This is a genomic window from Paracoccus limosus (assembly GCF_009711185.1).
Classification (GTDB): domain Bacteria; phylum Pseudomonadota; class Alphaproteobacteria; order Rhodobacterales; family Rhodobacteraceae; genus Paracoccus; species Paracoccus limosus.
Genome location: NZ_WMIF01000015.1, coordinates 1 through 23,686 on the forward strand (window position 1 = coordinate 1; position 23,686 = coordinate 23,686).

General features: G+C 67.9%; 21 protein-coding genes. 5 read left to right on the forward strand and 16 right to left on the reverse strand.

Annotation, left to right across the window (positions count from 1 at the left end; translation table 11 throughout):
• Positions 1 to 83 precede the first annotated feature (83 nt).
• The 15 genes from GL279_RS19265 to GL279_RS11570 form a co-directional block, all read right to left on the reverse strand.
• Positions 84 to 557: an ABC transporter permease gene (locus tag GL279_RS19265; RefSeq protein ID WP_211371301.1), complete on the reverse strand. Its 474-nt coding sequence runs from the start codon at positions 555 to 557 to the stop codon at positions 84 to 86.
• Positions 554 to 1,741 carry an ABC transporter substrate-binding protein gene (locus GL279_RS11505; protein WP_155064777.1) on the reverse strand — a complete coding sequence of 396 codons (1,188 nt, stop codon included), beginning with the start codon at positions 1,739 to 1,741 and terminating at the stop codon, positions 554 to 556. Before GL279_RS11505 ends, GL279_RS19265 begins: the two co-directional genes overlap by 4 nt.
• Before the next feature lie 15 nt (positions 1,742 to 1,756).
• The gene (locus GL279_RS11510) at positions 1,757 to 2,539 is read right to left on the reverse strand and encodes an ABC transporter ATP-binding protein (protein ID WP_155064778.1); all 783 of its coding nucleotides are present in this window, start codon (positions 2,537 to 2,539) and stop codon (positions 1,757 to 1,759) included.
• On the reverse strand, positions 2,536 to 3,609 hold the full coding sequence (locus GL279_RS11515) for an acyl-CoA dehydrogenase family protein (RefSeq protein WP_155064779.1): 1,074 nt from the start codon (positions 3,607 to 3,609) through the stop codon (positions 2,536 to 2,538). The genes GL279_RS11510 and GL279_RS11515 overlap by 4 nt, the downstream gene beginning before the upstream one ends.
• Complete coding sequence (locus GL279_RS11520) at positions 3,606 to 4,181, reverse strand: carboxymuconolactone decarboxylase family protein (RefSeq protein ID WP_155064780.1); 576 nt, start codon at positions 4,179 to 4,181, stop codon at positions 3,606 to 3,608. The genes GL279_RS11515 and GL279_RS11520 overlap by 4 nt, the downstream gene beginning before the upstream one ends.
• Before the next feature lie 322 nt (positions 4,182 to 4,503).
• Positions 4,504 to 6,987: a TonB-dependent siderophore receptor gene (locus GL279_RS11525; RefSeq protein WP_170293957.1), complete on the reverse strand. Its 2,484-nt coding sequence runs from the start codon at positions 6,985 to 6,987 to the stop codon at positions 4,504 to 4,506.
• A gap of 130 nt (positions 6,988 to 7,117) precedes the next feature.
• The gene (locus GL279_RS11530; protein ID WP_170293958.1) at positions 7,118 to 8,068 is read right to left on the reverse strand and encodes a FecR family protein; all 951 of its coding nucleotides are present in this window, start codon (positions 8,066 to 8,068) and stop codon (positions 7,118 to 7,120) included.
• Positions 8,069 to 8,138: 70 nt separating this feature from the next.
• Positions 8,139 to 8,648 (reverse strand): RNA polymerase sigma factor, encoded by a 510-nt coding sequence (locus GL279_RS11535; RefSeq protein ID WP_211371302.1) that lies wholly within the window; start codon positions 8,646 to 8,648, stop codon positions 8,139 to 8,141.
• A gap of 98 nt (positions 8,649 to 8,746) precedes the next feature.
• On the reverse strand, positions 8,747 to 9,403 hold the full coding sequence (locus GL279_RS11540) for a sulfotransferase family 2 domain-containing protein (protein ID WP_155064784.1): 657 nt from the start codon (positions 9,401 to 9,403) through the stop codon (positions 8,747 to 8,749).
• A 45-nt stretch (positions 9,404 to 9,448) separates the two neighbouring features.
• Positions 9,449 to 10,630 (reverse strand): polysaccharide pyruvyl transferase family protein, encoded by a 1,182-nt coding sequence (locus GL279_RS11545; RefSeq protein ID WP_155064785.1) that lies wholly within the window; start codon positions 10,628 to 10,630, stop codon positions 9,449 to 9,451.
• 47 nt (positions 10,631 to 10,677) lie between these two features.
• Positions 10,678 to 11,949: a glycosyltransferase gene (locus tag GL279_RS11550; RefSeq protein WP_155064786.1), complete on the reverse strand. Its 1,272-nt coding sequence runs from the start codon at positions 11,947 to 11,949 to the stop codon at positions 10,678 to 10,680.
• Complete coding sequence (locus GL279_RS11555) at positions 11,946 to 13,505, reverse strand: hypothetical protein (protein WP_155064788.1); 1,560 nt, start codon at positions 13,503 to 13,505, stop codon at positions 11,946 to 11,948. Before GL279_RS11555 ends, GL279_RS11550 begins: the two co-directional genes overlap by 4 nt.
• Positions 13,506 to 13,557: 52 nt before the next feature.
• The gene (locus GL279_RS11560; RefSeq protein WP_155064789.1) at positions 13,558 to 14,118 is read right to left on the reverse strand and encodes a hypothetical protein; all 561 of its coding nucleotides are present in this window, start codon (positions 14,116 to 14,118) and stop codon (positions 13,558 to 13,560) included.
• Between the two features lies 1 nt (position 14,119).
• Positions 14,120 to 16,750, reverse strand: coding sequence for a glycosyltransferase (locus GL279_RS11565; RefSeq protein WP_155064790.1), 2,631 nt, complete (start codon positions 16,748 to 16,750; stop codon positions 14,120 to 14,122).
• A gap of 8 nt (positions 16,751 to 16,758) precedes the next feature.
• The gene (locus tag GL279_RS11570; RefSeq protein ID WP_155064792.1) at positions 16,759 to 18,135 is read right to left on the reverse strand and encodes a DUF6212 domain-containing protein; all 1,377 of its coding nucleotides are present in this window, start codon (positions 18,133 to 18,135) and stop codon (positions 16,759 to 16,761) included.
• A gap of 631 nt (positions 18,136 to 18,766) precedes the next feature.
• On the opposite strand from GL279_RS11570, the gene GL279_RS11575 reads away from it, so the two are divergent.
• From GL279_RS11575 to GL279_RS11595, 5 genes are read left to right on the forward strand one after another with little or no spacing between them, the layout of a single operon-like run.
• The gene (locus tag GL279_RS11575; protein ID WP_155064794.1) at positions 18,767 to 19,507 is read left to right on the forward strand and encodes an energy-coupling factor ABC transporter ATP-binding protein; all 741 of its coding nucleotides are present in this window, start codon (positions 18,767 to 18,769) and stop codon (positions 19,505 to 19,507) included.
• Positions 19,482 to 20,099: a CbiQ family ECF transporter T component gene (locus GL279_RS11580; RefSeq protein ID WP_155064796.1), complete on the forward strand. Its 618-nt coding sequence runs from the start codon at positions 19,482 to 19,484 to the stop codon at positions 20,097 to 20,099. Before GL279_RS11575 ends, GL279_RS11580 begins: the two co-directional genes overlap by 26 nt.
• A gap of 13 nt (positions 20,100 to 20,112) precedes the next feature.
• Positions 20,113 to 20,685: a biotin transporter BioY gene (locus GL279_RS11585; RefSeq protein ID WP_155064798.1), complete on the forward strand. Its 573-nt coding sequence runs from the start codon at positions 20,113 to 20,115 to the stop codon at positions 20,683 to 20,685.
• Complete coding sequence (locus tag GL279_RS11590) at positions 20,682 to 21,827, forward strand: AMP-binding protein (protein ID WP_343039786.1); 1,146 nt, start codon at positions 20,682 to 20,684, stop codon at positions 21,825 to 21,827. Before GL279_RS11585 ends, GL279_RS11590 begins: the two co-directional genes overlap by 4 nt.
• Positions 21,824 to 22,933 carry a thiolase family protein gene (locus tag GL279_RS11595; RefSeq protein ID WP_155064800.1) on the forward strand — a complete coding sequence of 370 codons (1,110 nt, stop codon included), beginning with the start codon at positions 21,824 to 21,826 and terminating at the stop codon, positions 22,931 to 22,933. Before GL279_RS11590 ends, GL279_RS11595 begins: the two co-directional genes overlap by 4 nt.
• On the opposite strand, the gene GL279_RS11600 is transcribed toward GL279_RS11595, so the two are convergent.
• On the reverse strand, positions 22,930 to 23,601 hold the full coding sequence (locus GL279_RS11600; protein ID WP_155064802.1) for a nitroreductase: 672 nt from the start codon (positions 23,599 to 23,601) through the stop codon (positions 22,930 to 22,932). The two genes, GL279_RS11595 and GL279_RS11600, sit on opposite strands and share 4 nt — an antisense overlap.
• Between the last annotated feature and the right edge of the window lie 85 nt (positions 23,602 to 23,686).

A 23,686-nucleotide genomic window follows, 5' to 3' on the forward strand; every position in this document is an offset into this window, starting at 1 on the left:
GAAGCCGTCCAAATGGCCGCCCATTTTGCCGTCTCGTTCCAAGCCAACACCTCCGACGTTCATGCGCACGGAGATTGGCCCGTTCAGATCACCAGCGGCAGGAGGGGATCAGCGTCGCGCTTACAGATGATCGGCGCATCGCCCACGCCAAAGACCATCACCGCAATCGGCATCCATGACAGCGGCGAGATCATGCGCAGGAACTGAAAGGCGGGGGTGGTGGCGGCCTCGGCCCGGCGCGAGGCCCCGACCAGCAGGCCCAAGGGCACGCCCACCGCCAGCGCCACCGCAAGCCCGATCAGCACCCGCTTCAGGCTGACCACGACATGCGGCCAAAGCGCACCCGACAGCATCAGGGTCCACAGCGCCGGCAGCGCGGCCGTGGGGGAAAAGCGATGCGCAAAGCTGGTCTTGGCCACCATCAGATCGGTCGCCGCCCACCACAGCGCCAGCAGCACCAGCAGGCCGGAAAGCCCATAGGCCAGCCCCGCCAGCCGATGCGGCGCGCCGCGCCCGGCCTCGCGGGTGCGGCCCTTGGGAATGGATTGATCGCTCACGCCTGCAGCACTTCCTCGCGGGTCCATGCGTCGGGCAGGCCAAAGGCAGCCAGCCCGCCGATGTCCTGCAGCGCCTTGCGCACGAAACGGTCATCGACCAGATCCTGCGCGGCAAAGGCCGGGTCCAGCGCATCTAGGAAAGCGCGGTCGCCCGCGACCTCGGTTTCCTTGAGCAGCCGCACCAGCTCCTCGGTATAGGAGGGGAAGGGATAGGGCTGAAAGTCGATCCGCCGCTCGCGCCATTCCGGGTGCCGGATCGCGCCCGAGGCGACATAGGCCGCCTCGTCGGCTTCGGCCGGGGTCAGCACGCGGGCCAGGATTTCCGGCGAATGCGGGGTGTATTTCTGCGGATTGGCCGAGGACAGCAGCTCGGCCGTCTCGGCGCGGTTGTCGCGGGTCCAAAGCTGGGCCTTGACCATCGCATTGACCACCTTTTGCGACCATTCGGGGCGGTTGTTCAGATCGTCCTCTTGCATGAAGACCAGACAGCAGGCGTGATCCTTCCAGACATCGCCGGTAAAGCGCAGCACCTTGCCGACCTGATTGACCTCGGCGGCGGCATTGAAGGGTTCGGCCACGATATATCCCGCGATCTGGCCCGAGGCGAGCGCCGGCACCATGTCCGAGGGCGACATCAGCACCAGATTGACCTCATCGGCCGCAGGCGTGCCCGAGGTCACCACCTTCAGCCCGTTTTCGCGCAGAAGCTTTTGCAGCACCGCGTTGTGGATCGAATACCAATAGGGGATGGCGACGGTCTTGCCGCCCAGTTCCTTGACCGAGCCGATGTCATTGGCCGCCGTCAGCCCCGAGCCCGAGGTGTGGTTCCAGGCGACGACCTTGGCCGGAACCTTGCTGCCATAGCGCGCCCAGACGGTGATCGGCGACAGCAGATGCACGACATTGACCTGTCCGGCCAGAAACGCCTCGACGATCTGCGACCAGCCCCGGAACAGCACCGGTTTTTCGACCTGCAGGCCCTCGGCCTCGAAAAAGCCCTTGCCATGCGCGACCAGCAGCGGCGTGGCATCGGTGATCGGCAGATAGCCGATCCGCACCGGCGCGTCGGGCTCGGCGGCCCGGGCCGCGCGGGCATTCAGCAGCGGCAGCGCGCCGCCCGCGCCCAGCAGGGCGGCAAGCCGCATCACGTCGCGGCGGGAAAACAGGCTGTCCTCGGTGGGCATGGGGGATACCTTCGCTTATGCGGTCTTTGACAGGGGGCGGATGGCCGCGCGCAGGCGGGCCACGATGTCGATGCGGATGCGGCCCAGTTCGGCCACCAGATCGTCGCGGGGGCGGGGCAGGGTGATCTGCCATTCGCCGATGCAGGCCGCGGGCGTGCCGCCCAGCAGCAGCACGCGGTCCGAGACCAGCAGCGCCTCGTCGATGTCATGGGTGACCAGCACGGCGGCGGTGCCGTAATCGGCCACGACCTTGACCAGCAGGGCCTGCATTTCGGCGCGGGTGACCTCGTCCAGCGCGCCAAAGGGTTCGTCCAGCAGCAGGACGCGGGGCTGGCGCGCCAGACAGCGGGCCAGGGCCGCGCGCTGCGCCATGCCGCCCGACAGCGCATCGGGGCGCAACCGGCGGGCATGGGTCAGGCCGACCTCGGCCATGGCGCGCGCCACCCGGTCGTGGCGCGTGGCGGCGTCCAGCCGGGGCTGGCTGCGGAAATCAAGGCCGAAGGCGATATTGCGTTCGACATCCAGCCAGGGCAGCAGGCCCGGCTGCTGGAAGGCCATCGCCAGTCGCGGATGCACCCCGGCCAGCGGCGCGCCCTGAAAGGCGATCTGGCCGGCATCGGCGCGTTGCAGCCCGGCCAGAACCCGCAACAGGCTGGATTTCCCGACGCCGCTGGGGCCAAGGATCGAAACGATCTCGCCCGCGCGCAGATCAAGGTCAAAGCCGCGCAGCACCGGCCGCGCCGCGCCGGGATAGCGCAGCGCGTTGGCCTTGGCCGTCAGGATCGGTCCGTCGCTCATGCCGCCATCTTGGCCGCCGCCAGCGCCGCGCGCAACTGCACGATGCTGGGGGTGATGACCGGGATAAAGGCCGACTCGCGCCAGCGGCGGGCAAATTCGCGCCCCGGCCCGGCAAGATAGCAGCGCCCGCCCCCGGCCTGCAGCTCCAGCGCCAGTGCCTGTGCGACCAGATCGGCCAGACGGATGCGCAACCGGAACAGCTCGGCCGGGGCGGTGACGAAACGGCGCTCGCGCAGGCCGCTGGCGATTGCCGCCGCCGCCTCGGCCAGATCGGTGCGGCGTGCGGCCAGATCGGCGGCCAGCACCGTGCGACCGGCGCCGCCGCTGGCCTCGGCCTCGTCCAGCGCCCGCTCGGCCAGCCCCAGCGCCATGCCGCATTGCAGGGCGATGAACACCGGGCGCACCCCGGGCAGCCAAGCCGGCGCATCCTCGGCGATGATGCGGTCGCGGCCGATGCGGATGCCCGCCAGATCCACCGCCGCCGTATCCGAGGAACGCATCCCCAAAAGCTCAAGATCGGCGCTGCGCGTCAGCCCGGCATCGTCCGAGGACAGGGCGATGACCCGCGCCGGCCCGCCTTCGGCCGGATCTGCCGCCGCCGCGACCCAGAACCCCTCGGGGCGCAGGTTGGTGACCCAGGGCAGCTTGCCATCCACCAACAGCGCCGCGCCCTGATCGCGCGTCCGCACCTGCAGCGGCTCCAGCCCGGCAAGATGTTTCATCGCATTGGACAGCGCCGAGGCCCCGGCCACCCGCGCCGCCAGCACATCGGGCAATTGCCGTTCGCGCAGCGCGGGATTGCTGCTTTGGACCAGAAACTCGACATAGCAGCGATGACCCCAGAGCACGAAGGCCGCGGCAAGGCTTTCACGCGCGACCCCGGCCACGGCGGCCATGGCATCGGCAGTGTCGCCGCCGGCGCCGCCCATGGTTTCGGGCACGCCGATCCGCGTCACCCCGGCCTTGGTCAGCTGCGGCAGGATGCCGGCGGCCGGGACGGCGCCCTGATCGATGGCGCAGGCATTGGCCGCAAGCCAGCCGCGCAGCCCGGCGTCCAGCCCCGCGCTCATGCCCCTGCGGTGGCCGGGGCCACCCCTTCCCATGCAAAGGGCGCAAGTTCGGGGTTCAGCTCGGACTGGCCGAGGTTGTTGGCAAAGTTGCACAGCGTCGCCAGACTGACGCCCAGCACGACCTCAAGCGCGGCCTGCTGCGTGAAACCGGCGGCCAGAAAGGCATCCAGATCGGCATCGGCGACATTGCCGCGCGTGGCGATCACCGCCTTGGTGAACTGCGCCACCGCATCAAGCCGCGCATCGGGGATGGTGCCGGTGGCGCGGATCGCCTTGACCACGGCGGCATCCAGCTGCGCCTTTTTCGTGGCGATGGCGGTATGGCCGGCCACGCAAAAGCCGCAGCCGTGGATGGCGGCGGCGGTGATCTGCACCACCTCGCGCTCGGCCAGCGTCAGCGAGGCGCGGGCATTGATCGCCGAAACCGTCTGATAGGTTTCCAGCGCGACCGGGGCATTGGCGAGCACGCGCACGAGGTTGGGAAGAAAGCCATTGTTCTGCAAGGCGGTCTGAAGGCGGGGACGGGCCTCTTCGGGGGCGTCTTCGATCGAGCGCAGCGGCAGCCGGGACATCGGGCAAACTCCTGAAACGGGGCCCGGACGATGGATCCCGCAGGGGGGCCGGGCCGAATGACGCGCCAAGACTATGCCAGATTTGCCTGACATACAATTGGACATACATCCTTTACCTGCGGGCCATGCAGTTTACGATTTCCCTGAAAGGGCGCGGTCTGTGGAACGGTGGTCTCTTTCGAAAGGTGGCCGGGTATGAGTGGGAAGGTGATTCGGATTCGGCTGCTGAGGGGATGCATACAATTTGGAATGAATGTATGTATAATCTCGGCAGCCCGAAGGGCGCGGATGCCCGCCGGCACCCGCACCCCCGGATGCCGGCTCAGAAACGTCCGCGCAGGGTCAGCGTCGCATTCCGGGGCTCGCCATACCAGTTGCCGCCGGTGGGGGTGCCAAGTGCGGCGTAATAATCCTTGTCAAAGAGGTTGTTCACGTTCAGGTCCATCTGCCAGCGGTCGTCGATGCGATAGCCGACATGTGCGTCCCAGACCGCATAGCCGCCCTGCCGGATGTCATAGGCTTGGGTCGTGCCCGCAATCCGCGCCGTGCCGGTGCTGGCCTGTGCGCTTTTCACCGTCACCCCGGCGCCAAGGCTCCATTTCGACCAGTCGCCGGGCAGGGTGTATTCGGTCCAGAGCTTCAGCATGTGGCGCGGGGTCAGGGCGCTGAACACCACGTCGTCGCGGGTATTCTTGTTGTGGTTCCAGGTATAGCCCGCGAACAGCTGCCAGTCCGGCGCGATCTCGCCCGACAGTTCCAGATCCAGACCCTCGCTGATGATGCGCCCTTGCGCGACATAGCAGCAGGACAGGCCGCTGTTGTCGCTGTCGGGCCATGCCGGGTCCAGCACCGCCTCGCCCTTGCGTTCGATGCGGTAAAGCGCGGCCGAGGCGTTCAGCGCGCCGCCAAGCAGGCTGGCCTTGGCGCCCAGTTCGTAATTGCGGCCGGTGATCGGGTCCAGCGGCCGGGCGCGCCCGGGCGGGCCCGACAGGTAATTCGCCTTCGGCTTGTAGATCTCGGTCAGGCTGGCATAAAGGCTGACATCGGGGCTGAGGTCATAAATCGCGGCGGCATAGGGGGTGAAGATGCCGGTATCCTTGAATCCGGTCTTGCTGGAGGACAGCAGCGCCCCCGTCTCGCTGTCGTAATAGTCATTGAGCGAACTGTAGTCGTAATTTCCGTAACGCCCGCCGACGATGATGTGCAGCCGGTCGGTGGCCTCGATCTGCAAGCGCCCGTAAAGCCCCTTTTGCGTGGCGCCATAGGCCGGAAAGGTGAACCACGGGAACAGCACATCGGGGCGGGCGCCGTTCAGCTGGTCGAAATCATCCAGCCCGATGGTGTCGGGGGCATGGACCTCGCTCAGCACATACATGTTCTGATGCGCGTCGCTTTTGCGCCAGTCCGCGCCGACCAGCAGCTTGTGCTCGCGGCCCCACAGGTTGAACCGGCTCTCCAGATTCAGGTCCGCCGCCTTGGAATGGTTGCCGGTTTCCTCAAAGCGCGAAAACACATCGGCAAAGGTGCCGGTCTCGCGCGAAATCGGGCCGGTCGGGTTGATGCGCAGCGTGTCGGAATCGAATTTCTGCCGCATGGCCGAGAATTTCAGCGTCCAGTCCGCGCCCAGCCGATGCTCGACCGAGGCAAAGACATCGGTGATCTTGCGGTTGGCATAGGCCCAGTCGGTGTTCAGCGCCCGGCCGCGATCAATGTCGAGCAGCCGGAAATCATCCCAGGTCGGCAGGCCCATGAACCATGTATTGCCCTTTTGCCGCTGCTGGCTGATTCCGGCGCTGATGGTCGTGTCGGGCGTCAGGTCATATTCCAGCACGCCGTAAAGCACCTGCTTGTCCTGATGGGCCGGGGCATAGAAGAAATCGCGCTTTTGCCATGCACCGACCAGACGACCGCGCAGGGCGCCGTCGCGGGTCAGGGGGCCGCTGATGTCGGCCTCGATGCGGCGGTTGTTCCAGCTGCCATAGGACAGGGCGACGCCGGACTGGAACTGCGAGGTCGGGCGCTTGCGCGCCAGATTGACGCTGCCCCCCGGCTCGCCCGCGCCCGAAAACAGCCCCTCGGCGCCGCGCAGCACCTCGACGCGGTCATAGATCGCCATGTCGAAATCGGGGCGGAACGAGGATTCATAGGCGGTGCCCAGACCATCGATCTGGTAATTGTTGATTTTGAAGCCGCGGGCATAGAAATTCGGCGCGCTGGTGGATTCGCGGTTGGCGACGATGCCGGGGGTGCGCGACATCGCCTGTTCCATCGTGGTCAGGTTCTGGTCGTCCAGCGTCTGGCGGGTCAGCACGGTCACCGATTGCGGCACCTCTTTCAGGCTGTCCGCGCCACGGGTGATGCTGGCCACGCCCGAGGTGTATGAGCCGCTGCCCTCGGTCGCGGCGCCGGCGGTCAGCACCACCGTATCCAGCACCACGCTGCCCTCGGCGGCGGCAGGTGTCGCGTCCGCGCCTGTGACCGAGATGGTGATGCCGTTTTCACCCACGCGCCGGGCCGAGGCGCCGGTGCCGGCCAGCATCCGCGCTAGCGCCTGATCGACGGAATAGCTGCCGCTGAGCGGGTTCGAGGTCAGGCGATAGGCGGCCTCGCCGCCATAGAACAGCTGCACGCCGGTTTGCCGCGACAGCGCCTCAAGCGCGCGTGGCAGGGGCTGGGCCGGGATCGACAGCCGGTATTGCCGCGCGTTTTGGGTCTGGGCTTGCGCGGGCGCGGCCAGCATCGCGGCCAAGGGCAGGGTGGTGCCGGTCAGCAGCACCGCCAGCAGGGGAATTCGGGAAGGAAACATCCGGGGCTCTCCAATGAAACTGGCCCTACGGCTGGCGGCGCGCTTGCGATGCGGGGTCTTATCGAACAGGACGCAGCCGGCGCGGCTTTCCCCCATCTGCGAGGTGAAGAAATCTGCGGTCCAGCCTGCGTCAGCGGATCACGGTCAGCGCGCCGGCCAGATGATGGGTCGAAAGGCCCAGCGTTTCGGCAATCAGACGGATCGCAGCATCGGGATCTGCGGTCGAAAAGGCGCCCGTTACCGGCAGCTCTGCCACCCGGTCGTTCAAAAGCAGGATCGGCCCGCGCCGATAGCGGGCAAGTTCGGCCACGACCTGCGACAGCGGCGTGCGGTAAAACACCATCCGGCCCTGACGCCATGCGGTGCGGCTGTCGGCGTCGAAGCTGCCGGGCGGGCTGATCCCGGCGTCGCGCAATTCGGCCTGTTGGCCCGGTGCCAGCGTCACCCCGGCGCCGCCGTGGCCCGGCAGCAGCCGGACCGAGCCCTCGACCAGCGCCACCCGGTCGCCCTCGGGCGTCAGGTCGATGTCGAAACTGGTGCCGGTCACGCGCAGGGCGCCATTCGGCATCTCGACCACGAAGGGATGGGCGGCATCATGGGCGACCTGAAAGAAGGCCTCGCCGCGCAGCAGCCGCACCCGGCGCTCGGCAGGGGTGAAATCGACCGCCAGCGCCGCGCCGCTGTTCAGATCGACCCGGGTGCCATCCGCCAGCGTGACCTGCCGGCGCTGCCCGGTCCAGGCGATATGATCGGCGCGCAGGCTGTCCCAGAGATCGGGCCCCTGCCACAGGCCCAGCCCGGCCAGCAGCGCCAGCACCAAGGGCAGCACGGCGCGGCGCGCGCGCCGGGGCCGCGCCTCGGCCAGCAGGGCGGCGATGGCTGCGGGATCGGGCAGAGCGGCGGGCGGCGCCAGCGCCTGCCACAGCGCCTGTGCCCGGTCAAAGGCGGGCAGGTGGCGCGGATCGGCGGCGATCCACCGCATGAAGGCGTCATGCGCGTCGGCCTCGGCCTCACGCAGGCGCAGGTGCCAGCGCGCGGCCTCGGCAAAGATGCGGTCGGCTTCGTCACGGTCGGATGTCATCGGCACTTCCCCTTGCGGACGGTCCCGACAGGGGGACGCGCGCCGGGGGGGCATCTCCCCATCCGCGCGCTCAAAATTCGCGCCCCGCTGCTTGCAGCGCCGCCCGGCAGCGCAGCATCGCCTTGAGCAGATGTTTCTCGACCGTGCTTTCCGAGACGCCCATCTGGCCGGCGATCTCGCGCATGCTCAGGCCGTGGTCGCGCGACAGCAGAAAGGCCACGCGGCATTTCGGCGGCAATCCGGCGATGGCGGCGCGCAGGATCGCAAGCTCGTGGCGCGATTGCAGGATCGTTTCGACCGGCGGCTGCGGGGCCGGGGCCTGATGCGCGGGGTCAAGCCCGGTCTGCACCACCGCCTCGCGCACGCGCTTGCGCCGCAGGTGATCCAGCGCCGCATTGGTCGCCGCCCGCGTCAGATAGTTGCGCGGTTGCTGGATTTGCGGCGCATCGCGGCGCAGCAGGTTCACAAAGACGTCCTGCACCAGATCCTCGGCATCGGTCTGGCTTTTCAGCACGATGCCGACCCGGCGCAGCAGCCGGCCGCGCTCGCTGCGAAACAGGGCGCCGATCTGAAGAGACAAGGGGACCATGACATGCCGATGCGGAAACTGCGCGCTGCATATCCCGAGAGATTTTGTAAAGCAATCGGCTGGCGGCCAGATCCGGGGCGCGCGCCGGCTCAGCCGAATTCCGCGCCCGCCTTCTCGCGCCAGCGGAAATCGGGGCGATAGATCAGTTCCAGCTGGGCGCGGGCATTGGCGCTGAGATCGGCGGGCGACAGTTTCGGGCCGCCGCGCTGCTCATGCGGCAATTGCAGGGTGCGGCCGGTGCGCTGGTTCAGCTCGGCCAGCATGCGTTCCAGCCCGTCCATGGGAAAGATGCGGTGGAAATAGCCCGGATCGCGGCCCAGAAAGCTGATCTGCGGTGCGCAATGGTGCCGGATCGAGGCCGAGAATTCGCGATAGATCTCGATCCGCTCGACAAAGGTTTCTAGATCCGGGTCTGGGATCGCCCCGGCCTTGCGCGCCTGTGCCGACAGCGCCTTTTCCGACAGCTCGCGGTGATGCAGCACGCGGTTGGAATAGCAGGACAGAAAACGCGCAATGGGATCGCGATAGATGGCAAAGCGCCAGAACCCCTCCAGCGGCCCTTGATCGACCCGGCCAAAGGGCACGGTGCCGTAGAAATTATGAATATGGAACATCTGCCCATGCCGGACCAGCGGCCTGAACGGCACCCCGTTCTCGATCTGGAAGAACAGGCTTTTGATCGAGGTGCAGGCCGATTTCGGCACCGGGAAATAGGCGATGCGCTGCTGGGGAAGGATGACGGGCATCAAGGGGGTTCCTTGCTCCCGGCATTGCTGCCGGGAGCGTGTGGTTCAGGCGACTTCGCGCTGCGCATCCACCGCGCCGCCGGCGGCGATATCGGCAAGATAGGCGGCGGGCTTGAGGCCGGTGCCGGTCAGGAATTCGATGTAGCGGGCGCATTTCATCGCCCGGAACTCGTCGTATTTCTGGCCGTCAAAGGGCAGCAGCTCGCGCAGCTTGGTCCGGGTCAGCGGTTGCGTCAGATCCGATGCGCGCAGGAAGGGCACGCCGGTTTCGTTGCACATTTCCTCGGTGCGGGTGTCGATGGTGACGGTGCAGGCCATGCGCTCGGCCTGAATGGCCAGCTGCGCGCCATGGAAACGCGGCCCGATCAGCAGGTCATAGCGGCGCAGCTCGTCCATCCAGGTGGCGACATCGTAATACGAGCGGGCGTAGTTCAGCGCCCAGTCCTTGAACTGCTCGGGCGTGTAATGCGGCACGGTGTGCTTGTGCAGGCGTTCCAGCGCCTCGGGCTCGATCTCGTCGAATGCGCCGCGCGACAGCTTGATCATGTTGCCCATGGACTGGACGATATAGACGCCCGGGAACTGCGGATCCATCATCATGCTGATGAGCTGCTGTTCGATATCGCGGGTGTTGCGCCAGGCTTCGTGACCGCCGGCGACCGCGATCCGCTGCGGCAGCGGATGCGCCTCCCAGTTCTTCTGGATGCGGCGTCCCAGATCGGGCCGCGGGTTGATGAAATGCGACGGGCAGCCATTCGCCACCGTCTGGGCGCCGGTCAGCTTTTCGATCTGCTCCGAGGTGTAGGGGCCACGGGTATAGATGTTCTGGATATTATGCTGACGACCGTTTTCGATCAGGACATCCAGCCACGCCCGGGTGCCTTCGGTCAATTCGACATCGGCTCCGAATTCCTTGGCCTGCGCGCCCAGCCCGATGGCGACGATCGGTTTGGTCACTTGCTGCAGGTTCTTGGCCAGACCGCCCAGATCCGTATGTTTGCCAAGCTGGTTGGCACAGGGGATCACAACGAAATCGACATTCTTGTTCAGAACTTCCGGCCGGACATGCCAGGGGTAATAATGAATCTCCGCGTCGATCTGACTGCGGACGGCATGCACGAATGCAAGGTTGCCGTTATTATGTCCGACCTTGCGATAAAGCGTCTCGAAATCGGAGTTCGAATAAAGTCCGCAGTTTTCACTTTCCCACAAAAGCCCGATTTTCATTCCCATTTCCCCTTGATTGGATGGTATCTGTCAAATTGAATTCAAGATCAGCCGACCTTTTTCAGGTCGCGCTCCTTTTTCAGATCCCGCTCGGCTGCAGGGGTGCAAACCCGCTCCCACTCGGCTTGGAAACCCGCCAGATCCAGCGGCGGTGTGATCCGGGCCTTGTGTTCCGCCAGAAGCTCGGCGTCGCCGTGGACCGACAGGATGGCGGCGGCCAAGGCGGCGGCGTCTCCGGTGCGGAACTGGATGCCCCAGCCGGCGGTCTTTTCCGCCATGCCGCCGATGTCCGAGGCGATCATCGGCGTGCCCGCCGCGCGGGCCTCCTGGATCACCACCGGAGAGTTCTCCCACCAGACCGAGGGGATGATGATCCAGCCATAGCCGCGCATGATGTCGACGCAGTCCTGCGGGCGATAACGGCCACGAAAGCGCACGCAGTCGGGCAGCTCCAGATCCGGCCACAGCCGGGCAAAGCCGGCCTTGTCGACGCCGTGGATTTCAATGTCCAGCGGCACCTCGCTTTCGGGAACCTGCGCCTCGATCAGGGCGGCGGCGCGGATCAGCACGTCCAGCCCCTTGGTCGGCGTGGCCTGCCCGAAGAAGGCAAAGCGGCCGCTTTTGCGCATCAGCTCTTGCGGCGTTTCGGCGGTGGCGGCGTCGGCATGGTCCAGCCCGTTCTCGATCACTGCGATACGGCCGGGCGCGACGCCCCAGTCCTCGAAGCGCAGGCGCAAGAATTCGCTGGGCGACAGCAGCTGGTCAAAGCCCTCCAGCATCTCCAGCATTCGCGCGCGGCGCAGCACGAAATCGACCGGCGGCCGCGCAAGGCAGGCGGCGCAGGCGACCTCGCTGGAACTGTAGCACAGCTCGCCCGAGCGTTTCACCATCTGGCCGTGATTGGCGCAGATCGCGGTCAGCTCGTGCAGGGTGCAGATGAAGCGCGCCTTGGGCAGGGCCGCACGCAGCCGGCGGATGGTGCCGGCGCCGATGTTCCAGAAATGGTGGAAATGATAGACATCGGCGCGAAAGGCCAACAGGAACTCGACCAGCCAATCCTCATCGGCGATGCGCGGCTGGTCCATGGTAAAGCTGTCCATGCCGCGCCCCTGCAGGCAGAAATCGCGCGGGCTGAAGCTGAGAACCTGCTGACTGCGGCCAAAGAACTTGTCGCTGTCCTCGGGGCCGATGGTCGAGCCGACGAAATAGGCGTCCTCTCCCAGGCTCAGCAGGTGCTGGAACTGGCGATAGGCCGCGACCTCGCCGCCGCCATAGCGCAGGTTGGGGTGGGAATGCGAGACGATGACGATGCGGGTCATGCGGCCAGAGCCTCCATCAGCTTGCGGCTTTCGGCATCGTAAAGATGCAGGTCCATGCCGCCGGGCAGCAGCCGGGCACAGGGCCCGCTGCGGCCGGTGAAATGCAGCGTGCCGGGCAGGGCCTCGGCCTCGGTCAGCCCGGCTTGCAGCAGGCGCTCGGCGACATGGCGCAGCCGCGCCTCTTCGGTCAGATAGGGGCGCGGGGCCTGGGCCAGCAGGGCCAGCAGGCTGGCGGTCGGGCCCAGCAGCGCAAAGGGCAACAGATCGCGCTGGAACCGTGCCGCCAGATCGCCGGGCGCGCCGCCGATGGCGCCGATGGCGTCCAGCGCGCACAGGTGGAAGGGCTGCGGCCCAAGCGGCTGGAACACTCCGGCCAAAGCCGGCAGCTGGAACAGGGTCGAGCTGCGGCCAAAAAGCAGCGTCTCGGCCCCGGCGCCGGGCAGGTCCAGCCCGGGCGCCGCACCACGCAGCCGCAGGCCATGCGGCAATTCGCGCGTCGCGCCCTCGATCGCCTCGACCAGCGGCCGGCTGAGTGCTTCGCGCAGCAGGAACAGCTCAATCGGGCGCTGCAGGCGCTGGCCGATGCGGCGCAGCACGTCGCGCAGGTCGTGATCGGCCAGATCATGGTCCAGAACCAGCAGCACCGACCCGCCGGGGCGCGCGGAGGGCAGGGACGCGGGCGGCTGCCAGCCGGGCAGCGGGTCCAGCATGGCGCTGCGCAGCCGGCGTTGCAGGGCCGGCACCGGCAGGTCCAGCCGCACCTGACACAGCTCGGCCGCGAAATCATCGGCGGGCAGGGTGGCGGCCGGGGCCAGCACGCCGGCGGCGTTTTCCTGTCCCGGCACGATGAACAGCATCCGAACCGGGCCGCGCAGCGGCTGGCGCAGCAGGAAACCGCCGCAATAGCCGTCATCGCCGGTAAAGCGATAGCGCGTGCCATAGGGCGCCAGATCGGCGCGGGGCAGGGCGCCGGCGAACAGCTCGACCCGGCAGATCTGCTGGTCGTCCATGGCCAGCGCCAGCAGCGGCTCGGTCTGGGCGATGGCGGGCAGGAACCAGCCCGACGCGAGTCCCTGTCCGGCGCCGTCGATCATGCAGCGATCGATGCCCAGACCGAAATCGTCGCTTTCGCGCGGCAACAGCGGCGCAAAGCGCAGCCGCGCCACCGCTGCCTGCGCCAGATCGCCTTGCGGATCGGCCAGCTCGCCCGCCGCCAGCAGGCGCAGCCAGGCAAAGAACAGCTCGTCCACGCCGATCTCGACCAGACGCAGCTGGTCGGTGACCAGACGCTCGGGGTGGATTTCCAGAAATTCGTGGCCGGATTTGATATGCACCGTGGCGCTGCCGGCAATGTCCAGCCCGTCAAGGTCAAAGACCGCCAGCACGCCGAATTTCTCGGCCGTGCGCAGGTCGCGCCGGGCGTGGCGGGTGACGAGGCGGGGGCGCAGCCGCGCCTCGTCCAGATACAGCTCCAGATCAAGCCAGAGATCGCTGCTCCAGCCCGCGACGATCAGCGCCGTCTCATCGGCAAAGCAGAAATCCAGGTTCAGGGCCAAGAGAGTATTCCTTTGTCGGGGGCCATGCCTGACCGGCATGGCCTTGGAGGGATCAGACCAGCGTGATGGCGAGGCCGCTCAGCAGCAGGCGGGCCGGCGGATGGCGCAGGTGGATGATGACGCGGTGGCCGCTGGTGCCCTCGTCCGGCTCGGGCAGCTCAATGCAGCACAGCGACAGCGCATCGCGGGTGATGCGCCATTCGCGATGGCCGCCGTCCTGCACCTGCCCGTCCTCATCGAAGCTGCGCAGGAACACATCCGCGACCAGCGGCGTATCGGCGCCGGCGATGCATTCGATGAAACATTTCGTGGCCGGTTCCGCGCTGTCGGGCAGCGGCGCCTCCAGCGTCATCCAGGTCAGGCCGGCGCCGCGCAGCTCGATGGCGGTCTCGCCATCGGTGCCGGGCAGGATGTCATAGCGCATGCCATCGGGCAGGCAGGCGCCAAAGGCGGGGGTAATGGCGTTATAGCCGCCCGTCAGGCCCAGTTTCGGGCGCCCGACCATGGCCGAGCGCGCCTCGTCCAAAAGGTCGATGCGGGCGGATTGCAATGCGGTCAAGACCGAGGCGGCAGCTTCGAAATTGCGCACCGCGGCAGCATAAAGCGTCGTCAATTCAAATCGTCCTTTCATGAGCGTTCATCTGCCGTTTCCTGCAGACCGGCTCCTCCCAATGTCCTGCCAGCCAGTCCAGCAGGGGCGCAGCACTGCTGGCCCAATCCCTGACGCTGGCCGAGGCAGTCTCTGACACCCGCCGCAACGATGCGCGGTCCGCGTGCAGCGCCAAAATGCGCTGGACGAAGGCCGCCTCGCAGTCCTCCTCGGGGATGACAAAACCGTTCACACCGTCCTCGATCGCCTCGCGCATGGCACCGACATCGGTGGCCAGCACGACCACGCCCAGCCGCTGCGCTTCCAGCACCGACAGCGGCAGGCCCTCGTAATGCGAGGGCAGCACCATCACATCGGTCTGCAACAGCAGCCCGGTCAGCGCGCGCGGGCCCCGCATCGCGCCCATCTGGCGGGTCTGCGGCGGCATGTTGATCTCGACGGGGTTGTCGACGATGGCCTGTCCGGCGATCGCCAACTGGATCTCGGGCAATTGCTGCGCCAGCCCGGCATAGATCGTGGCCAGCCGCGCCACGCCCTTTTGCGGGTCGAGCCGGCCCATGAACAGCACGCGCAGCGGGCTTGTCGCCACCGCTCTGCCGCGCTCTTCCAGCACGGTGCGCACCCGGTCGGGATCTATCGGATAGCCCGGGGCGTTCACCACCGGCATCAGCTTGTTGCGCGGCATGCCCTGCGCGTTCAGCCAGCCCGCCAGCCCGTGCGAGCAGGTCAGGAACAGGTCATAGGCATGCTCATAGGCCAGAGCCAGCTTGGGCGGGCCATAGTTGCGGCCATAGATGCTGCGTTCGACCAGATGCTCATGATCGATCATCAGCACGCCCTGCCGCCGCAGCCGGTCGGAGACCTTGTGCGTCGCGGCGGAATGGGCGTTGATGACCGCATCCATCGAGCCGAGCAGCCCGACCAGATCGGCGCGCTCCATGCCCTCGCCCCAAGCGGGTTCGGCGGTCCCCATGTATTCGGGCCCCGACCAGTCCAGCGTCGCGGGATCGGGCAGCCAGTTCACCGTCTCAAAGGATTGCAGCGCCCAGCCATCGCCATGGATCGGCCGGTCACTGGCCACGAACAGATGCAGCCGGTGCCCGGCCGCCGCCAGTTCGCGCGCAAGGCTGGCCGCCACCTTTTCGACACCGCCAAAGTCAAAGATCGGCAGCACCAGCCCGATATCCTTGCGGCCGGGCTGTTTCAGCAGCGGAAAGACCACACCGCCCGAACACAGCTTGCGCGGGATCTCGACCGCCATAGCGCGGCTGGAGGCGCCGCCCGGCTCGCGCCAGCGCCATTGTTGCTCCAGCGCCGGGCGAAAGCGGCTGCGGTGCATGGCCAGAAGAAAGCCGCGCATGAGCTCGCCCGCCGAATCTGTTTGCGGCGGCAGCGGCGACATGCCGTCGATCTCGATGCCCCAGCTGCTGACCGGATGCGGGTTCGGCGCGCGTTCGACATCGCGGATCCAGCCGATATCGCCCCAGCCGGCCAGCCGGCGCAGCCCGTCAAGCCCAAGGACCATGCCATCGGCAGGCCGTTCGGGATTGCCGCAATCATTGCTGATGACATGGCCGGTTTCCGACAGGTCCAGAAAGAACAGGTCAAGGTCCGATGCCACCCGCCGCGCCTGCCGCCGTTCGCAGATCCACAGGAAATTGCGCAGGAGCCGCGCCTGTTTCAGCCGTGCCGAAACCCCCTCGCGCAGCACGATCAACAAGCTGGGGGCGTGATGGGCATAGGGTTCGGCGAAATGCGCGAAATAGCGCCGCTCCAGCTCGGCCAAAGTGATCGGCTCGGCATGGTCGGGGTCGGTGCACAGGATCGCGCTGTTGCCCTCGATGATGGCATAACGGGGGAAACGCTCGGCTTCCAGCGCGAGCAGCTTGGGACAGGAAAACAGCCAGCGGTGCTTGCTTTCCAGAAACCGCCGCAGCTCGCCGTCCAGATCGTGGGAATGCGACAGCATGCTGGCCGGGCGCTTGCGGTAAAGCAGCACCGGCTCAGCCAGAGGCAGGCCGCGAAAGCCGGCGGCGGCGGCCGAGAGCCAGAAATCCCAATCCTCATAGCCTTTTTTCATCGCCTCGTCGAAGCGGATGCCGGCCTCGAAGACGCGCCGGCGGATCAGGCTGCCGGCCTCGCAGATGTTGAGATGGGCGTGAAACAGCAGGCTGGGATCGCGGTCGACGATATAATGGCCCTTTTGCCCGAAAAAGTCAAAATCGGGGTAGAACCAATCGTGGTCCGGGTGGCGGGCCAGCGCGCGCAGGCAGGCCGCCCCCGCGCCTTCGGTCAGGGTATTGTCGGCATCCAGCAGCAGGATCGCGTCGATGTCGGGATCGGCCGCCAGCGCGGCCTTGATGCCGCGATTGCGCGCCGCGCTCAGCCCGCCATTGGGGTAATGCAGCGCCAGCATCGTCTCGCCCATGATCGCCTGCCAGCTGGCGATGCTGGCGCGCGTCTCGTCATGCGTGCAGCCGTCGTCGATCACCACCAGCCGGCGGATGGCGCCCGAGGCCATTTCGCGATGCACGGCGGCGATGGCATCGTCGAGCAGGACCGGATGGCCCTTGGTCGGAATGATGACCGTGATCGGCGCGACTTCGGTTGCGGCGGCAGGCGGGACGGCAGGCATGGCAGGGGTCACTCGGCCGCCAGCGGCAGGATGTTGCGCCGGGTGATGCGGAAACCGCGAAACAGCCCCCAGCTGTGGTCATTGGCGCGGTCCGAGGCCAGCGACACCGCCAGCAGGATGTCGGCGCGCCCGACGATCGGCTCGACCGGGACGCAATGCGCCTGCGACCAGCCCTGCGGCGGCAGACCATGCACCCATGGGCCCATGCGGCGCTGCCAATAGCCATCTTCGTCCACCGCGCCATGCGGCGCCACGCCGACGCTGAAGTTCAGGCTGGGCGCGCGCGGATGGCCCACGTTCACCAGCGCCGACAGATGCGCCAGCGCCGGCAATTCGACCCCCCGGATCACCGCGCAGACCGCGCCATGGCGCGAAGGATGCACCATGACCGCATCCTCGTTTTCCCAGAACGAGGCCGAGACATGGTCATCGACCAGCGGCGGTGTGGCAAAGAGTTCGGGCTTGGGCAGGTCCGAGGGCGACAGGAAACCTGCATCCGAGGTCAGCGCCGGCAGATCGCCGCCAAGGATCGGCGTCGCCTCGGGCAGGCGCACGCCGGGCAGGGATTTCCAGATCCTGAGCGCCAGGACATGGTCCTGCGGCTCGGCCTGTTCCAGATGCGCGGCATAGGCGGGATCGGGCACGGCATTGCCAAGGCCAAGGGCCAGGGGCTCTTTGCCGGCCCAGCTGAGCCGCAGCGCGCAATCCTGTTCGGGCACCTGCAGGGGGGCGGGCAGCGAAAAGCGCACCCAGCCCGCGTCGATGCCGCCAAGCGTCGGCGTCGCCCGCAGCGTATGGCCCTGACCCGAGGCGCAGACCAGCCGGCAGTCCAGATGCGCCAGCACCTCGCGGGGGGCGGTGGGAAACCAGATGTCCACCGCCGAGATCGAGGCCGCGCCCACCGGCAGGTTCTGCAGCAGCGACTGGCCGGGGGCGATGGTGATCAGCCGGCCGACCGGATCCCAGGACAGCGCCCGCATCGCGCGCGGATTGCCGAGCGTATAAAGGAAATTCTCGACCGATTTCAGGTTTTCTTCCAGGGACTGGTTTTCACGCCGCAGAATCGAGGCCGAAAGCCGCGCCGAACCGGCATCCTCTTCGGCCCTTTTCAGACGGGCGGACAGCAGATCGATAATATTGGCGGCGAGTTTCGACGTATCGTCGGGGTCGAAATCCAGCCGGGGCAGGCGGCTGAGATGATGGGGCAGCGGCACCGATTTTCCGCGCGCGGGTTTGCGCGTCACGATCGCCAGCGGCGCCTCGCCCGGGGTCAGGGGGCTTTCGCTGCGCAGCCCGTCGATTTCGACGCAGGAAATCGCGTCGCATTGAATGATGGCGCGGACGTTATCCCGCAATCCCTGCTGAACGAGGACGATAGAGCGCATGCTTTGTGTTCTCCAAACAGAGCAGACTCCCGCAGGAATCGAAGATGGAACAACCGAAAGAGCGTAAATGGCACAAATGGGCGCGCAGGAATTGCCGCGATCAGGCCTGGCTGCTGCAATTGGCGGGCTGATCGCGAACTTAATGCACAACTGGAGGGGATAAAGTTCCCGCGCCCGATCGTCAATAGAGGTTAACGCGACTTATTTGTGACGTGGATCTGCCTGAAAACCGGAAAGTGGAATTTAAAGATCATTATGTCTTTATGTTCAGATGCGTGCCGAATAATCCGCAGGGCAAATGCGCATTTTGCCTGCCTTGATCGCAATGGGCGTGATGATGCCGGTTGTGGCAACTGCCTGATAGCGGCAACATCTGCCCGGAAAATCGGCAGCAGGCGAAGCGGCGGGCGGGCGCGGGGCTTGGGCGAGTTGCACTAATCGCGGGGCAGGGCGGGCGGCCGTGGCGCTGGCTGCGCGGGTGGCTGAGGGGGCTGTCTGCCCCCTCTTGCGGCTGCGCCGCAATTCACCCCCGAGAATATTTGACCACGAAAGAAGTCTGCCGCCCTGATCAGCAGGCTTTCGCGGGCGGGCAATCTGCGTTTAAAGGGGCGCGCATCGGTGGGGAGCAGGCATGGAGCGGCCAGAGACGGCCAGGTTCGAGATCCGCATGGACGGGCTGGGCTATGAGGTGGCCGGCCGGCCCGTGCTGGAGGGGCTGGAGCTGAGGGTTGCGGCGCGCCGGATCGGTGTGGTCGGGCGCAATGGCTCGGGCAAGAGCACGCTGGCGCGGATATTGGCCGGGCTGATCGCGCCGACATCGGGCCAGTTGCGGCTGGGCGGCATCGACCCCTGTGCCGATCGCCGCGCCGCGCTGCGGCTGGTGGGCATCCTGTTCCAGAACCCCGAGCATCAGATCATCTTTCCCCGCGTCGGCGAGGAGATCGCCTTTGGCCTGCGCCAGCAGGGGTTGGGCAAGGCCGAGGCGCAGGCGCGGGTGGCGGCGATGCTGGCGCAGTTCGACAAGCGGCATTGGCAGGATGCGCCCGTCGACGCGCTGTCGCAGGGGCAAAAGCATCTGGTCTGCATGATGGCGGTGCTGGCGATGCGGCCGCAGCTGCTGATCCTCGACGAGCCCTATGCCGGGCTGGACATTCCGACGCGGCGCCAGCTGGGCCGCTATCTGCGCGCTGCCGCCCCGCATCTGCTGCATATTTCGCATGAGCCCGAGGATCTGGCCGATTGCGAGCGGCTGTTCTGGCTGGATCGTGGCCGCATCCGTGCCGAGGGGCCGGCGGCCGAGATCCTGCCGGTCTTTACTGCCGAGATGGACCGGCTGGGAGAGCTTGATGATATCGCTGACCTCGCCGGTTAGGACGCGGGCGCAGGACTGGCCGGCGGGGGCCAAGCTGGCGGCGCTGTGTCTGGTCTCGACCGGGTTGTTTCTGGCGCGCGGCCTGCCGGTGCAGCTGGGCGCGCTGGCCGTGGTGGCGGTGCTTTATGCGCTGCCGGGGCCGGTCTTTTTGCGCGCCGGGCTGCGCAGCCTGCGGGTGGTGCTGCCCTTTGTCGTGGTGCTGCTGGTCTGGCACGGGGTGCTGGGCGATCTGCGCGGCGGGCTGGTGGTTGTGCTGCGCATGGTGGTGCTGGTGGCGCTGGCGAACCTGGTCACCATGACCACGGCGCTGGAAGAACTGGTCGATCTGCTGTCATGGCTGCTGACGCCGCTGCGCCGGCTGGGGCTGCGCACGCAACCCCTGGAGCTGGCGATCCCCTTGGTGCTGCGCTTTACCCCGGTGCTGGTGGCGCGGGCGGGCCGGCTGGCCGAGGCATGGCGGGCGCGCTCGCGTCGGCGGCCGGGCTGGCAGCTGATCCTGCCGATGACCCTGTTGGCACTGGACGATGCCGATCATGTCGGCGAAGCTTTGCGGGCGCGGGGCGGGGCCTTGCCGCCGTTGGATGACGATTGAAACGGAGACATCGATGGAACGCAATATTGCGCAGGTTGCCCTGTTTGCCGCGATGATCGCGGCGCTGGGGCTGGTGCCGCAGATCTCGCTGGGTTTTGGCGTGCCCATTACCGCGCAGACGCTGGGCGTGATGCTGGCGGGGGCCGTGCTGGGCGCGCGGCGGGGGGCGGCTGCGGCGGGGCTTTTGATGCTGCTGGTGGCGCTTGGCCTGCCGCTTTTGGCCGGCGGCCGCGGCGGGCTGGGGGTGTTTACTTCGCCCACCGCAGGCTTTGCGCTTGGCTGGCCGGTCGCGGCCTTCGTGACCGGGCTTTTTGTCGAGCGGGTGCGGCTGCGCTCGGCCGGGCTGGCAGCCGGGCTGGGGGCGGTGCTGGGCGGCATCGTCGTGCTGTATATCATGGGCGCGAGCGGACTTGCCATCGTCACCGGCCGTTCGCTGCCCGAGGCGTTCCGGCTGGTCGCGGTCTTTATCCCCGGCGATCTGCTGAAGGCCGGCATCACCGGTATGCTGGTGCAGGCGCTGGCACGGGTGCGTCCGGGCGCGCTGGCATGGCATCGCGGCGCTGCGACGGGTGGCCTGCGGCTGTGACCCCGACCGGGGACTGGTTTGCGCTGAACGGCCGGGCCGAGGCGATCGGCTGCGGCGCGCGCGGGCAGAACCGGGATGCGGTGCGCGCGCTGCTGGACTGTCTGGCCCGGCGGCTGCCGATCCATGCCAGCCTTGATGGTGTGCGCGCGGCCGAGGGCGCGGGGCCGTGGCTTTATTGCCAAAGCTCGGGCTCGGGCGGGCGGGTCAAGACCATCCGCCGCAGCCAGTCCTCGTGGATCGCAAGCTTTCTGGTCAACCGCGACACCTATGGGCTTGGCGCGGCGGATCGCTATGCAGTGCTGGGCCAGCTGGGCCATTCGCTGGCGCTTTATGCCAGCGTCGAGGCGCTGCATCTGGGCGCCGGGCTGGAGGTGCTGGCCAGCGACGGGCCGCGCCGCCAACTGGACGCGCTGGCCCGGGGCGTCAGCGTGATCTATGCCACGCCCACGCAATTGCAGCGCCTGCTGGGCGCGGCCGGGGCACCGCTGCCGGGCGTCGCACATGTGTTCTGCGGCGGCGGCCGGCTGGACCCCGCCTCACGCGCGGCGCTGGGGGAGCTGTTCCCTGCGGCCATGATCCGCGAATTCTATGGCGCCTCAGAGACGAGCTTCATCGCCATTGCCGATGGCGCGACGCCGCCCGGTTCGGTCGGGCGCGCCTATCCGGGGGTCGAACTGGACCTGACCGACTGCGCCGAGATCCGGGTGCGCAGCCCCTATCTGGCGGCGGGCTATGCCGAGCCGGACCTGAAGCTGGCCTTGCAGGATGGCTGGCTGGCCACCGGCGACGTCGGTGCGCTGGACGCGGCCGGCCATCTGTTCCTGCGCGGGCGGCTGGGGCGGATGGTGACGGTCGCCGACCGCAACCTGTTTCTGGAGGATGTCGAGGCGGCGATGCGCGCGGCGGGTGCCGGCCTTTGTGCGGCGCTGGCGCTGCCCGATCCTTTGCGCGGCCATTCGCTGCTGGCGGTGGTCGAGGGGGCGCCGGACGATGCGCTGGCCGCCCGGCTGCGCCGGCATTGCCGCGCCACGCTGGGCGATCACGCCGCGCCGCGCCGGGTGGTGTTTCTGGAGCGGCTGCCGCTTTTGGCCTCGGACAAGCCCGATCTGGCCGGGCTGGCCGCGCGATTCGCGGCGCCATGACCGCGCCGGTGATCGTCGCGGCCCGGCGCAGCGCGGTGGTGCCGCGGGGCGGCGCCTTGGCGCGGCTGGGGATCCATGATCTGGCCGCGCCCGTGCTGGCGGATCTGCTGCGCGACGCGGGGCTGGCTGCGGATCGGGTCGGCGAGCTGATCCTTGCCAATGCCCTTGGCGGCGGCGGTAATCCGGCGCGGCTGGCGGCGCTGGCCGCCGGCCTGCCCGAGCGCGTCGCGGGGCTGAGCCTTGACCGGCAATGTTGCGGCGGCATGGATGCGGTGCTGCTGGCCGATGCGCTGATCCGGGGCGGGTTGCATGAGGTGGTGGTGGCCGGCGGCGCCGAAAGCTATTCGCGCCGCCCGTTGCGGCTGCGCACCGATCCCGAGGGCGGCGCGCCTGTGGCCTATGACCGCCCGCCCTTTACCCCCTGGCCGGATCGCGACCCCGAGATGCCCGAGGCGGCCGAGGCTTTGGCCCGCGCGCTGGCGATCCCGCGCGCCGATCAGGACCAATGGACGGTTGCCAGCCATGCCCGGGCGCTGGCTGCGCGCGACCGGCTGCGGGCCGAGATCACGCCGCTGCTGGGGCAGGATCACGACGCCTTTGCCCGCGCCATCTCGCTGCGCACCTGCGGCCGGGCGCCGGTGCTCTGTGGCAGCGTCACCGCCGCCAATACGGCGGTGGCGGCGGATGGGGCGGGGCTGTGCCTGCTGATCCCCGGCGCGCGGGCGCGGCGGCTGGGACTTTCGGGGCTGCGGATCGTGCATGGCGTGACGCTGGGCGCCGATCCGGCGCTGCCCGGGCTGGCGCCGGTGCCGGCGATCCGGGCGGTGCTGGCCGAGACCGGGCTGGCGCCCGGGGCCTTTGCCGCCATCGAGGTGATGGAGGCCTTTGCCGTGCAGGCCATCGCCTGCCTGCGCGAAACCGGCCTGCCGCCCGAGCGGGTCAATCCGGGCGGCGGCGCCTTGGCACGCGGCCATCCCATCGGCGCCTCGGGCGCGATCAACGTGGTGCGGCTGTTTCACGAATTGCGCGAGCCGGGGCAATTGGGCCTGTGCGCCATTGCCGCCGCCGGGGGGCTGGGCACCGCGCTGGTGGTTGAGCGGGTCTAGAAGCCGCGAAAGCTGGCGTATTCGTCAAGCCCGGCGCGTTCGGTGCGCAGCCGGTTTTCCGGCGCATCCGGGTCGGCATGACCCAGCGCCACGCCGCAGACCACCAGTTGACCTGCGGGCAGGTCCAGCAGCCGATGCACCTGCGGCCCGTAATTGGCCAAGGCGCCGATGCCGGTCGCGCCCAGCCCCCGCGCCTCGGCCGCCAGAAACAGCGCCATCAGGCTCATCCCCAGATCCATGAAACAGCCCTTGCCCATGGCGCGGTCGATGGTCACGACCATGCCGACCGGCGCGCCGAAAAAGCCGTAATTGCGCAGGAATTGCTGCTGGCGTCCGACGATGTCGCGCCGCGCGATCCCCAGCGCCTGATACAGCGCATAGCCCGCCGCGCGCTGGCGCTGTTTCAGCACCGGCGGCATCGGGTCGGGGAAATAGGAATATTCGCTGGTCTCGGGGGTGCCGGCGCCGATCTCGGCCTGCAGGGCGCGGGTCAGATCGGCCAAAGGCGCGCCGGTCAGGACGTGGAAATGCCCCGGTTGCAGATTGGCACCGCTGGGTGCGGTGCGGGCCAGACGCAGGATCTCGGCCACGGTGTCACGGTCCACCGGCTGGTCGGTATAGGCCCGGACCGAGCGGCGGCCGCGCAAGAGCTGGCTGAATTCCTGCATCGCATTCCTTGCCATTTCGGGCCTCGTGCCATTTCCGACCTCGTCCCATGGCCGGGCGCGGGCAAATTGTCGGATGCCGGGGCGG